This is a genomic window from uncultured Methanobrevibacter sp. (assembly GCF_902784195.1).
Lineage (GTDB): Archaea > Methanobacteriota > Methanobacteria > Methanobacteriales > Methanobacteriaceae > Methanobrevibacter.
In genome coordinates, this window is the sequence record NZ_CACZTX010000004.1 from 1 (window position 1) to 12,909 (window position 12,909).

The window sequence follows — 12,909 nt, forward strand, 5'->3', positions numbered from 1 at the left end:
TGTCAGACCTCCTAGTGTGACTGTTATCTTGTATGCTGATGGCACTGAGATCAACCGTACTGTTTTGTCTGAGGAGAACAATTGGAAATGGACTTTCCCTGAATTGGACAAATACAGCAACGGAGCATTAATCGTTTATACTGTTAATGAGACTGCTGTAGCTAACTATACTGTCAACATTACTCAAGTGGGCAATGATTTCATCTTGAACAACACTCATATTCCTGTTGTTACTGAATTGAATGTGACCAAGGTTTGGAATGACTCAGATAATCGTGATGGTCTTAGGCCTAACAATGTAACTGTTTACTTGTTTGCTAATGGTGTAAAGATTAATGAAACCAACTTGACTGAAGCTAATGGTTGGAAGTTTACTTTCCCTGACTTAGACGTTTATGAAAATGGTGAACTAATCAACTATACTATTCGTGAAGTTTCCGTTGATAATTATACTGTAGTTATCACTAACGGCACTGCTTATAATTGGACAGTTACCAATACTCATATAAGTATTCCTAATATGACTGTTCAAAAAATTGCTAACGATGAAATCGTTTACGTTGGTAATGTGACTAGCTTCACTATTGTAGTTACTAATGAAGGTCTTTGTAATTTAAGTGGCGTTTATGTAGTTGATACTGACTATAGCGCTGGCTTAGAGTATATCAGGTATGAAAATGGTTCTCGTGATTGGACTTATGATGGTACTAAATGGACTTTAGTAGGTGATCTTAATACAGATAATCCTACTGCTGACTTCACTGTTTACTTTAATGTACTCTCTAACGGTACTTTAGTGAACAATGTTACCGCTAAGTCTAATTTAACCAACGAAACCAACGGAACTAATAAAACTAAAGCGTATAATCCTAACATGACAGTCATTAAGGTAACTCTTGACAAGGAAGTTTATGTCGGAAATACTACTAGATTTACTATCGTAGTTGAAAACACAGGGGACTGTGTATTAGATAAAGTTTATGTTGTTGATACTGATTATGATCACACAGCATTAGCTTATATCAAATATGAAAATGGTAGTCGTAACTGGAATTATGATGATGAGGGTAAGTGGACCTTAATCGGTACTCTTGCTGTAGGTGAAAAAGCTAACTTTACAGTATGGTTTGAAGTATTAACCAATGGTACTTTTGTAAACAATGTTACCGCTGGTTCCAATTTAACCAACGAAACAAACAATACCAACAATACCACTGGTAAACCTATTTGTGATTTAGCTATAACCAAAATTGTTAACACTACACATTGTTATGTAGATGACTTGGTAGAATGGAATATCACTGTTGTCAATCACGGCCCAAGCACTGCTTTAGACGTTATTGTAAAAGATGTTTTACCTGAAGGTCTTAAATTAGTGGATGTAAGAGGCGGAACTTATAATAATGATACCCATGAATGGATTATAGGTACTTTAGATAAGGATCAATCTGTATCCATTGTCTTAGTTACCCAAGTTCTCATTAATGGAACTATCAGAAACAATGCTTCCGTAAATACAACTATTAATGAAACTAACTATACAAATAATAATGCAACCAATGTAACTGAAGCTGAATACATTTGTGATTTAGTCATTACAAAAGCAGTCAATTGCACAAGCTGTTATGTTTCAGATGTTGTGGAATGGAACATTACAGTTGTAAATGTCGGTCCGCATAACGCAACTAATGTCATTGTAAAAGATATCCTTCCAGAAGGAATGGAATTAATTAGTTATAGAGTTAGTGTTGGTAATTTTAATGAGGTTATTAGTGAGTGGTCTATTGGTACTTTAGAAAAGGATACTCCAGTATCTCTTGTCTTAGTTACTAAAGTCCTTATTAATGGTACTTTTATTAATATTGCTACTGTTAATACTACTACTCCAGAATCAGATTATACAAATAATGAAGCAAATAACACTACAAGAGTTGATCCGATTTGTGATTTAGTCATAATAAAGGTTGTTGATTCTAAGAAAGTTTATTTAGGTGAAATAGTCTCATGGACTATAAAAATAACTAATAACGGCCCAAGTGAAGCTTTAGATGTTAAAGTTGAAGATATTTTACCTGATGGCCTTGTATTACTCAATTACAAAGCATCCAAAGGTAAATATGTAGATGGTGTATGGACTGTTGGCACATTAGCTAACGGTGCTAGTGAAACCATTACTTTAAAAACTAATACTTCAGGTGTAGGAAACATTACAAACCCTGCTTCTGTAAATACTACTACTCATGAGTCTAATTATACTAATAATAACGACAATGATACTACAGAAGTTCTTCCTTACGTCGATTTAGTATTAATTAAATCATCTGATAAACCTAAGTATAATGTGAATGATACAATGCATTGGATTATAAAAGTCGTTAATAGAGGACCTTGTGATGCGATTGATGCTTACGTACTTGATGTATTGCCTTCAAGTACTAAATTTGTAAGTTACACTTCATCTAAAGGATCTTTCGATGCGGCTGCTGGTGTTTGGTCAATCGGTGACTTAGCGAATGGTGAAGAAGCTGTTTTAGACATAATTTGTAAAGCACTTTCCGCTGGAAACTTTACAAACAATGCGACTGTAAACAATTCTGTTTACGATGTTAACACTTCAAATAACTATGATAACGCTACTATTGAGGTCGTCCAAGAGGATGAACCTGTCCCTGAACCGCCTGAACCTACTCCAGATGAGCCTGTCCCACCTGTTCAAATTTTAAAAACAGGTAACCCATTAGTGGTTCTTTTAATAGCTTTAATGGCTATTTGTGGAAGTGCTCTAAGATGCAGGAAAGAATAATCAAAATACAATATAATAACTAGATTCTTTCTAGTTATTTTTTTATTTTTTTTATTTTTTTTTATTTTATTAAAATCTCAAAGTATTAATCTCAAAGTATTAAAATTGCTGATTAGCTTTTATTGATGATGTCGTCGTATTTTAATAAGTTTTATTTCAAATTTAATAAATTGAATTTTTAAAACATTTCTTATGTTTTTTATTTAAATTATTTTAATTCTTATAAATTTTTTAAAAAATTTTTATTTCCAATCGAATATTTTTAAATATTTTTAATTTTCATTCGAACTAAGGATTTTTTAAAAAATTTATATAATATAAATAATATAACTAATATCATAATGATATATTATTGACAAGTTTGTAACATGCTGCAAGTTTTGTCAATGAATTTTTGTTAATAGGTTACATTCTAGAGGGAATATTATGGATTTCGTAAAAGGTATTGTTAAAAAATATTTTAGGTCTTACAATAGGACATTGAAGGATGGTACTAAAAAGACCTATAAGACAGAACAGGTTCAGGTCACCGTATCTAAATCTGACAATATCTTTGAGGATAAGGAAGAAGTCTTTATCATTTCTGCAGATCAAGCAGAAGAATTCAACGAGTTTGATGAATTGAAATCAGCTTTAGAATTGTTTAACATCATGCTATTGGAAGAAAACAAGAAATTAACCAAAAATTTCACTATTGCTGATGAAGATTTACAGACAACTTCCTCTAAATTGAAAGCACTTTCTGAAAAATTAGATCAAAGAGAAATGGAATTAGCGAAATCCAACGAAAAATTACTTGTTTTAAAAGAAGATTGCTCTGGCTTGAAAGAGCAGCTTGAAGAAAATCAAAACACCATTGCCAGTTTAAGAAAACAATTGGAAGATAAGAACTTCATCATTGCAGATTTAAACGATGATTTGAATTTATTGAACGAAAAATCAAATTCACAAAGTATTGATTCTCTCATAGATTCTGAATTCATAAGCAATGAACAGTTCACATCCAGTTCAAGTTCATATTCCTTTGACGATTATGTGGAATTGCAAAAGGAATACATTGCATTACTCAAAAAATACGAAAGATCTCAAGAAGATTTATATAACGAGAAAGTTAAAGTCATTCACTATAAAAATCTCTTGGATAAATTCAAAAACTTTATTTTAAGAATACAATAAATATCTATTTTTCATATCAATATTCTTAAAAACTCTAAAATTCAATATTTTCAAAATTAGTATTTAATGGTTTATTTTTTCTACTTTTTTTAAAGTTTTTAATAAAAATAGCATCTTTTTATTTTTTAATCAGTTTTAAAGTTTTTAATAAAAATAGTTAAATTATAGAAGTCAAAACTTCAAAAAACTTCTATAAATTTATAAAAATCTTTTTTAATTAGAACATGTCTCTTGCATTTCCTCTGTAACCCATGACAGGTTCCTCATCCTCATCAATCTCATCATCAGGATTAGGATTCCATCTTTTCAAGTTTGGAAGGAAATTGCAGAGTAATCCAGTTGCTTCCTCTTCACGCAAATCCGGATTCCTTTTCATCATTCTTTTTGCATGTCTAATGATCATTTCATTTACGGTAATGTCAGGTTCAGTGAACTCTCCATTTTGGAAACAGTCTTTACAGTAATCCATATTCGGACTTCCGTCTTCATTGCTTCCATAGTCATTTCTTCCCATTGGTCTACCGCAAGAATTGCAAAATGCCATTGTTTCACCTTAATTAATTTCACTTAAAATGATTTAAATCAGTTGAACATTAAAAAATTATTTAAAAAAAATAGCTAATTAGAATTATCTAATTAGCTAATGCATAATAATTTTAATCAATCGATGACTACTTAAATTTGCTCATCGTCTTCCATAACCACTCTCATGTGGTTTGGATCTACAGGCATGTGAGCTAAGAAGTCTTCTGCAGCTCTTCTTGGGTCACCAGAACCAATGATGTATCTTCCTGCGATGATGATATCTGCACCTTTTTCAAATGCTTCTTCTGCTTTTTCTGGGGTGATTCCTCCAGCTACTGCAGCAAGACCGCCAGTGAGTTCTTTAATCTCTTTAATGTTACCCCATGCACTTACGTCATCAAGGTTTTTACCTTCAGCTCTAAGTTTACTTTCAAGGTCAACATTTCTGTGTAAAAGAACAATGTCTGGCATGAACTCTGGGTTGAGTTGTTTGATTTTATCAGTGAAGTTATCTACATTCATCATATCGAGGATAGAGTAAATACCTTGCTTTTGAGTTTCGTGGATTGCTTTTTCAATTGATTCAATGGTACCGAGACCGGAAATAGCAACTGCATCAGCAGTTTCATCCGCTGCCATTTTAACTTCCACTCTTCCCACGTCTAAAGTTTTCAAATCAGCAATGATGAATGCACTTGGTGCCAATTCTCTGATTTTTCCAACAATTCCAACTCCGAATTTTTTAACGAGAGGAGTTCCTGCTTCAAGGAGGATTCTTTCTCTGTTAGGGAGTTGTTTAATGATTCTTGCCATTGCCTCTTCATTGTCAAGGTCAAGAGCAACTTGCAAGTAAGGTGGTTCGTAAAGCTTGATTGCTTTGAATCCCATAATTGCGTGGGTTCCACGATCTTTTTCGTATAATACTTTGTCAATGTCTGGGTAACCTTTCAATGCTCTTTTGATTGCAAGTTTGGTTGCTGCATAGTTGTATTGGTAGATTTTTCTGTAATCTTGAGCAGCTGGGCTGATGAATACGCTTGCATTAATTACCCAATCTTCAGCCTTGTCTTTAGGAATGATTCCTTCTTCTACACAATCAGCTACAGCTCTACCTACAGCAGTTTGAGCTGGTCCAAAGATTTTGCTTGCATCATCTAAGTCACCAACAGTTACTTTAGGAATAATGATTGTAGCTGGTTTGGTAATTAAGTTAGGTCTGATTACACTGAGTAATGGGGTGTGTCCAACAGATAATTGGCTTAATCCATTAGCAAAAGCGTTTCCTACAGGACCGTCTTTTTCACCAATAAGTAAATCAACGTGTGCTAATTCGTCTCCGTCTCCGATAAGAGCTTCTCCTATAAACATTTCATATCCTCCAATTTCAAGAATAATTTTATAATCATGATTTTTAATTTAAATCATTTTTAAGTCATTTTTGTATTATTTAGTTAAATATTACCATTATTACTTTCATAATATAGTAAGTATTTATACAATATAATTTATGATTTTAATACAATATATAGTTAAGTAATTATATTTTGAAAAAGAGTAAGAAAAATTAAAAAATAATTTTAAAAATCAATTCTAAAAAATTTATCTAAGCCTATCTAAAAAAATTTAAAATTAATCTAAAAATAAATTAAAAAATTAGTTAAAAATTAGTTAAAAATAATACGAACAAATGAAAAACTGTTAAAAAAAAAGAAATTATAAGTTGATTTAATCAACTTATTTGAAATTAATTCTTTCAGCAACGTTTCTTGGTAAAGGAAGTCTTCTGAATGGCATTCCTTCAGTTTCTTCCTTAACTGATGCGATAAGTTCATCTGCAGTCATGTCAACTTTCTCACCAGTTTTTCTTACAGTCACATTGTAATTGTTGGTTTCAATTTCCTTGTCACCAATTACAACAATGTAAGGGATCCATTCTTTAGAAGCGTTTCTGATTTTCTTACCTACTCTGTCATCGCTGTTGTCAACATCTACACGAATGTTTTCTGCTGCAATCTTGTCAGCCAATTCATTAGCATAGTCTAAGTGTTTTTCACCTATTGGCAAGATTCTTACTTGAGATGGGCTTAACCAAATTGGTAACATTGGAGCTTTTCCATCTTCTTTTGCAGTGTTTTCAAGTAAGCTGCAGATAACTCTTTCCACACTACCGGTAGGGGAACAGTGTAAGATGATTGGGTTTTGAGCATCTTCATTTTCATCAACATACTCGATGTTGAATCTTCTACCACTTTCAACATCTATTTGTACAGTAGGGTTTTCAATAGGTCTTCCTAAGTAGTCAATAGCTGCAAAGTCAATTTTACAGGACCAGTAATGTTTTCTTTCAGGCAAGATTTCGAGTAATAATGGTTTGCCTATTCTTTTAGCGGTTGCTTCCATCCAGTCCTTGTGTTCATCGTAGAAGTCTTTGGTTGCTCTGAAGATTGCTTCGTAGTTAACGTCAAGGTCTACACCGGTTTGAACACACATGTCCACTTGAGCATCAAACTCTTCAAGTGCTTGTGGCATGTCAGCACAGAAACTGTGCATATCAGGCATGGTAAATGCTCTGAGTCTCTTAAGACCTACAACTTCTCCTCTTTTCTCGAATCTGAAACTGTAAGTGGATAATTCATAAACCTTAGCAGGCAAGTTTTTCCAAGTTAAGAAAGATTCACCAAGAACTCTGAATGCACCGAAACAGCATGCAAATCTAAGCATTAAGTCTTTTTTAGTTGCGGTTTTATATTGTCTTTCACCGAATTTAGCTGCATGTTCCCTGATAGCATCATTTGCAAGGTCATAGAAGATTGGAGTTTCGATAGGCATTGCACCTAAGTCAACTACAAAATTGTAAACGTAATCTGCAAGCAAGTCACGCACTAATCTACCTTTAGGATACCATTTGAGGTTTCCAATGTCGGATGCAAGTTCATAGTCACACAATTCCTTTTCTCGCATGATCTTTACATGTGGTGGCTCTCCTTCATCACTTGCACCTTCACCTAATTCATATGCAACTAATTTTTCCAAATCTTTGCTTTCATAGTTGTATTCCTTAGGGTCAAAGGTTTCACCATCCTTGAATATTAACCAGGTGGATGGTTTTTTCTCTTCCTTTTCTTCCTCTTCTTCGACATCTGCAGTAATGGTTCTTGAAAGTTCGGATAATGGGTGTCCTTTACAAGAAATTTCGAATGCCTTATACCAACCGAATGGTACTCTAAACACATCCAATCCTTCTTCTTTAAGTGCTTCCTCAGCATCTTTCAATATTTGCACAGCTACTTTAGGAGCACCAAGGGATGAAGAAAGGTGAGCATATGGGTATAAGACGATTTTTTCTGCATTAACTTCTTCATTGGTTTTTATAACTTCAGCAACTAAGTTCTTGACGATAGCGCTTGGGTTTTCTTCGTCCTCTTTTTCAATGGATGAGAAAACAACCAAAGCTTCATCAAAAGCTCCATTTTTTTGAGCTTCCTCTATTTCTTCAGCCACTGGAGTTTTGTTTTTTACTTGATATTTTATATAATCAGAGTGAATAAGTAAAACTCTCATATTTTCACCAGTTTTTGTTTTAAAAATAATTTATTGATAAATATTATATACACAATAATATTATAACTTTATTTTTTATATTATTTAATTATTAGTAATAATCGGATAATAATCATGATAATAATTGTGATTTCAAATAAAGTAATTATGAATCTAAAATTTAATCTTGAATTAACGATATTTAATTAAAAATAAAAAAAGAATTTAGATTAATAAGCATTAATCTAAAATTAATTTCAAATCAGGATTTTCTACTGATGCATCCTTAAAAGTAGCTATTAGGTCTTTATCAAGAATTGAACTGTCCTTGATAATGATGATTTTATCAGGCAATTCACAAAGACAATCGTATAATGCATCAAGATTTTCACCGTAATAATCTGGGAAATCCAGTTTTTCCTTAATGTATTCATGAGGATTCTCTTTCATTTCTTCCCCATACAAGACTATTTCATTCATGTTATCTATTATCTTTTTTAGTTTTCTTCTCAGTCTTCTATTTTCCAATAGTTTATTTGTCATAGTATCATTTCTAAGTAATTTGCATATGCAGATTACAAGCAATTCAAGTTAAATGCTCAAAGCTTGCATAATGGTCTCCAGTATAGTAAACTTCAAAGTCATCAGTTGAATAAACTATTCTTTTAGGACCTCTGCTTGATGCACCTAATGTATCAATATCACATTCCCTATACTCATGGGTTATAGGCAAGATTGATTGGCGGTTTGTAAATATGTCCCCTCCAATGCATTTTCCAGGAGCATATTTTTCAACACTTCCACCATGCCATCCAAGAGCCTTTGCCTCTCCTTTGGTAATGTAATTGGAAGGAAGCTTGTGATATGTGCTTATATAGGCTGCAACTTCTTCCTTAGAGTCATAAGTCCCATCTTCTGTAATATTAATGTCATTTAAAGCAAGTGTAGAAGAGCCAGAGTCTGAATCATCTCCAATGCAACCGCTCACTGCAACAACAGCAAGCAAGACGATTAATACCAATCCAATAATTTTCCAATTTTTCATTTTCAATCCCTTTTCATTTTATAAAAATATTGGTTAATCTTAATTTATTTCTTATTTTTAATAAAATTTTTTAAGTTTTTTTAAGGGATATTCTGTTTTTAAATAATTTTTCTAAAAAACTTTCTTAATCCGATTAATTTTTCTTAAAGTATATAAAATATTATGAATATAAATTTAATAGTACAATTATTGGTTTATTAAAATCAAAAATTTCTATTATTTATTTTTATTTGCATATGAGAGGAATCTTTGTGGATAAGAAAAGGATATTGATCATTGTAACAGGAAGAGGTATAGGCGGAGATGCTGGTACAGCATTGAATGTTTACAATGCGCTTGAAAAAAGAGGATATGATTGTGAAATCGCTTTGGATGAGTCCGCTCCAGGATTATTATTCAAAAAGAATAATATAGGATGGAATAAGGTTATTATTCCACAGGCTGGAGGTCACTCTGCAACAATCATGACCACCATTAAAGCAGGTATTCGTGCTATTAGAGGTGTTCTTCAAACAAGAAAGCTTTTGAAATCCAAGAAATTCGATTTGGAATTAGGCATTCTTGGGGGAGGGGCTATTGTTGGCGCTCTTGGTGCAAAATTAGCTGGAATTCCTACTGTAAGTCTTTTGATTACTCCACTAGACACTAAAGTATGCAGTCATATTGGAACTCCAATCATACTTCCTGAAAACAATTTATTTTTAGTTGAAGATGTTCCAGACAATATGGTAAAGTCTTTCTCTCCAGTAAGTGATAACCTTACCCACGGGGATAAGAACAAGGCATTGGAAAAGTTAAAGGAATACTCTAAAGAAGCTAAAGAGAAAAACCCTGATGCAATTGAGTTCGATGAAAACAAGCCAACCATAGTATTTTCATCCGGTTCCTCATTATTTGAAAAGACCGCTCAAGCAATCAATCAATTCTCTAAATACGCTGATAAGTACAATCTTGTTTTATGTGGTGATCCTTTGAATGAATCAGTTCTTGATTATATTGATGAAAGCAAAATGATCAATGTTGGTTTTATTGATTGGGTAAATGACCTATTGTGCCTTGCAGACCTTGCAGTACTCACAAATGACGGATTGATGCTTCACGAAGCCATGGTATGCAATTTGCCTGTTGTAATATTAAAAAGAGTAAAGTGGGGCAGATACCATGACATGGTTTCAATATTCAAAGGTGCAACTGTAGAGTGTGACCTTGAAGACTTGGATGAAAAGATTTTTGAAGTCATGGACAATTATGATGAGTTTGCAAAAAGAACAGATGAGTATAGAACAGCTATTTTAAATGTAGGAGACAACATTTGCGATATAGTTGATGGTTATTTAAAATAAGTTTAATAGCTATTCTATCATTTAACTAATCGTCAACCAACTCATTAATTAACTTTAATTATTCTATTTCTATTTTTTCTCAAATATCTATTTCAATATTAATTATTATTTTCTTATGGTTCCGCCAATTCCTTCAATGAATTCTTCAACATAATCTTTTTCTTGTCTATCGAAGACTGAATAATGGAATGTATAGCTTGTTTGAGAATCATCAATCTGTTCACCATTATAAACATCCACTATTTTCACATCAATGACAGGTTCAATGTTTTTAAACATTTCAATTAAGTATTTCTCATTACAATTTGAAGGAAACAGCACTGATAAATTGAAATACTCCAGTTTAAGGTTATTCTTCTTCCATTCAAAGATTTCATTTTCAGACATTATGTCTACATTGGAAAGCTTGAAGCAAATTTCATCATTGCCCCCAGTATCCAGTATAACATTTTTTGCGCCGACTTCCTTCACGATTCCCATATGCACATTTTCAGAGTGCTGGTGCTTTAAGCCGACTTCCTTGCCTATTGATTTTGACAAGACATTTGATTTCTGGGTTAGCATGCTTATTGCTTTATCTGAACGAGCCAAAGCATCCTCATATCCGTCCAAATGCTTTGCTGATTCAACTACAGATTTGACAAAGTCATCCTCTTTTCCTTCCTCAATCAGATTTGATAGGTATATGCTTTCATTTATCAATGTTTCCCTTGCATTTGATGTTTCCCTGTTATTCTTTTGAATGGAATAGTAAAGATAAGGGTTCTGATAAACTACACGGCTGACCATATCCAGCATTATGGTGTATACAGGGCTTGAAAAGTTTCTGGATTCCTTAACACTGATATTCAGTTTCCTTATGGTTGAAGCTAGGCTAATGTATGAAAAATGAGTCAATCCTTGGACGATGCTCATATACTTGTCATGTTCCTTTGGGGTTGTGATTACAACTTCACAATCGGTTTTATCTAAATAGTCGTTTACACGAGGCAACCACTTAGAGGACCTGTTTTCGATAGGAGTCAATATGATGATTTGCCTTTTTAGTGTAGGGACTCTTGGACCGAACATAGGGTGGCATGGCAATATCTCTGCATTTTCTGGAGCATATTTTTCTAAGGCTTCTGACGGTTCTGTCTTTACGCTTGCAACATCCATCAAGAGTGATCCTTCAGGCGCATGTGGAGCCACTTCCCTTATGGTTTCCACCATATGTTCTATAGGAACGCTGAAGAGGATAATGTCTGCATCTTTTATCGCTTCAATGTTGTTGTTGCTGTATTCAACACCTATTTCCTCTGCAACTGGTTTGCCAGAGCTTTCGTCACGACTTGTGATTCGTATGTTGAAGTCATTGTTCAAGTGTTCCGCAAGCCACCTGCCTAAGCCATGTGTACCTCCAATGATTGTCATATTGCTATTATCATCCTGTGCCATTTTCATTCCCCATATCCTTATGCCATTATTTTTATCAAATAGTTTTATGGCTTGCCAATCATTATTTTTCTTACATTATATATTAATCTAACTTTTTTATAACTTTTTTAACTTTTTTATAATTTTTCATAAGTTAATCCATTTCCTTAATTGCCTTTATTTTTTTACTTTTTTAGATTTCAACTTTTTGAACTGATTCAGGAATCGTTCATCGAAGTTTTGACAAATCTCGTCATATCTGTTATGCACTCCTACACAACTATCCGGAACTATGGATTTCTCATCGCCCGCAGATTTAACAATTGTACGGAACAGCTCTTTCCCATCCCTCATGATTATTTTCACAAATCTAATATCCGCTTCCTCTATCTCGAGATTGTCTAAATTCGCATCTTCAAACAACTTTATGATTTCTATTTTTTTGCCATCAATATAACATTCAGGTGTAGCCATTATTTTTATCGGAATCCCTCTTGGAAGTTCCTTAAACGCTTTGATAAGCTCTTCACCTTCCCCCGCAAGCAAGTATCCTATTCTCATGTTGATTGATTTTCTGGCCCTCTTAACGATTTCTATCTCTTTATTAATGATATTTTCGCTAGTTTTGACTAGCCAAACTGGAGCCTGTATCTCAGATATTTGGTCATTATAGATTTCATCAAGTTTCTCTTGGGAGGATTCAAGTTCCTTAATCAGTTCATCTTTTTTCATTTTGATTATTTCACTTGGAGGGACTACCTTATATTCAAGAGGTCTGGTATGGGTTATTTCAATAAATCCTTTTTTATCCAATGCTTTTAGAGTATTATATATTTTTGATCGGGGGATCTCTGAAGATTTAGCAATCTCTTCAGCCTTGCCTGTAATTAAATTGCACATTCCTATATATGCCTTAGCTTCGTATCGTGTTAATCCGAATTTTTCTAAAGATTCTATAATTTTTTCCATTTTAATCCCTCTTGAAAATGATTTTAAAGATTTAGATTAAGTTTTTTCTTCATATTCTAGTATAAGTGTTGTTTTATAAAAATATTTTGTTA

General features: G+C 33.1%; 10 protein-coding genes. 3 read left to right on the forward strand and 7 right to left on the reverse strand.

Features of this window, described 5'->3' with window-relative positions; translation table 11 throughout:
* Together QZU90_RS04140 and QZU90_RS04145 are read left to right on the forward strand one after the other, a co-directional pair.
* Positions 1–2,803: Cna B-type domain-containing protein (locus QZU90_RS04140; RefSeq protein WP_296855703.1), on the forward strand; the 2,803-nt coding region annotated here is incomplete at its 5' end.
* Between the two features lie 426 nt (positions 2,804–3,229).
* On the forward strand, positions 3,230–3,979 hold the full coding sequence (locus QZU90_RS04145) for a hypothetical protein (protein ID WP_296855705.1): 750 nt from the start codon (positions 3,230–3,232) through the stop codon (positions 3,977–3,979).
* Positions 3,980–4,196: 217 nt separating this feature from the next.
* Here QZU90_RS04145 and QZU90_RS04150 read toward each other — a convergent pair whose 3' ends face one another.
* From QZU90_RS04150 to QZU90_RS04170, 5 genes are all read right to left on the reverse strand, one after another.
* Positions 4,197–4,523: a zinc ribbon domain-containing protein gene (locus QZU90_RS04150; protein ID WP_295606715.1), complete on the reverse strand. Its 327-nt coding sequence runs from the start codon at positions 4,521–4,523 to the stop codon at positions 4,197–4,199.
* 131 nt (positions 4,524–4,654) lie between these two features.
* On the reverse strand, positions 4,655–5,872 hold the full coding sequence (locus QZU90_RS04155) for a bifunctional 5,6,7,8-tetrahydromethanopterin hydro-lyase/3-hexulose-6-phosphate synthase (protein WP_295606718.1): 1,218 nt from the start codon (positions 5,870–5,872) through the stop codon (positions 4,655–4,657).
* 366 nt (positions 5,873–6,238) lie between these two features.
* On the reverse strand, positions 6,239–8,065 hold the full coding sequence (locus QZU90_RS04160) for a threonine--tRNA ligase (protein WP_296855707.1): 1,827 nt from the start codon (positions 8,063–8,065) through the stop codon (positions 6,239–6,241).
* A 219-nt stretch (positions 8,066–8,284) separates the two neighbouring features.
* Positions 8,285–8,587: a barstar family protein gene (locus QZU90_RS04165; RefSeq protein ID WP_296855709.1), complete on the reverse strand. Its 303-nt coding sequence runs from the start codon at positions 8,585–8,587 to the stop codon at positions 8,285–8,287.
* Between the two features lie 43 nt (positions 8,588–8,630).
* Positions 8,631–9,089, reverse strand: a complete 459-nt coding sequence (locus tag QZU90_RS04170; RefSeq protein WP_296855711.1) for a ribonuclease domain-containing protein — start codon at positions 9,087–9,089, stop codon at positions 8,631–8,633.
* A gap of 251 nt (positions 9,090–9,340) precedes the next feature.
* Between QZU90_RS04170 and QZU90_RS04175 the strand changes: the two genes are divergently transcribed.
* A complete protein-coding gene (locus QZU90_RS04175) occupies positions 9,341–10,432 on the forward strand; it encodes a glycosyltransferase family 1 protein (protein WP_296855713.1) in 1,092 nt (363 codons plus the stop codon).
* A 105-nt stretch (positions 10,433–10,537) separates the two neighbouring features.
* Here QZU90_RS04175 and QZU90_RS04180 read toward each other — a convergent pair whose 3' ends face one another.
* Both QZU90_RS04180 and QZU90_RS04185 read right to left on the reverse strand, forming a co-directional pair.
* On the reverse strand, positions 10,538–11,869 hold the full coding sequence (locus QZU90_RS04180) for a prephenate dehydrogenase (RefSeq protein WP_296855715.1): 1,332 nt from the start codon (positions 11,867–11,869) through the stop codon (positions 10,538–10,540).
* A 156-nt stretch (positions 11,870–12,025) separates the two neighbouring features.
* Positions 12,026–12,817 (reverse strand): TrmB family transcriptional regulator, encoded by a 792-nt coding sequence (locus QZU90_RS04185; protein WP_295608098.1) that lies wholly within the window; start codon positions 12,815–12,817, stop codon positions 12,026–12,028.
* Positions 12,818–12,909 lie beyond the last annotated feature (92 nt).

What these genes read in the sequence shown, in the direction of transcription:
- QZU90_RS04145 (WP_296855705.1), top strand. Translation starts at nt 3,230, where the DNA reads ATGGATTTCGTAAAAGGTATTGTTAAAAAATATTTTAGGTCTTACAAT.
- QZU90_RS04150 (WP_295606715.1), bottom strand. Translation starts at nt 4,523, where the DNA reads ATGGCATTTTGCAATTCTTGCGGTAGACCAATGGGAAGAAATGACTAT.
- QZU90_RS04155 (WP_295606718.1), bottom strand. Translation starts at nt 5,872, where the DNA reads ATGTTTATAGGAGAAGCTCTTATCGGAGACGGAGACGAATTAGCACAC.
- QZU90_RS04160 (WP_296855707.1), bottom strand. Translation starts at nt 8,065, where the DNA reads ATGAGAGTTTTACTTATTCACTCTGATTATATAAAATATCAAGTAAAA.
- QZU90_RS04165 (WP_296855709.1), bottom strand. Translation starts at nt 8,587, where the DNA reads ATGACAAATAAACTATTGGAAAATAGAAGACTGAGAAGAAAACTAAAA.
- QZU90_RS04170 (WP_296855711.1), bottom strand. Translation starts at nt 9,089, where the DNA reads ATGAAAAATTGGAAAATTATTGGATTGGTATTAATCGTCTTGCTTGCT.
- QZU90_RS04180 (WP_296855715.1), bottom strand. Translation starts at nt 11,869, where the DNA reads ATGGCACAGGATGATAATAGCAATATGACAATCATTGGAGGTACACAT.
- QZU90_RS04185 (WP_295608098.1), bottom strand. Translation starts at nt 12,817, where the DNA reads ATGGAAAAAATTATAGAATCTTTAGAAAAATTCGGATTAACACGATAC.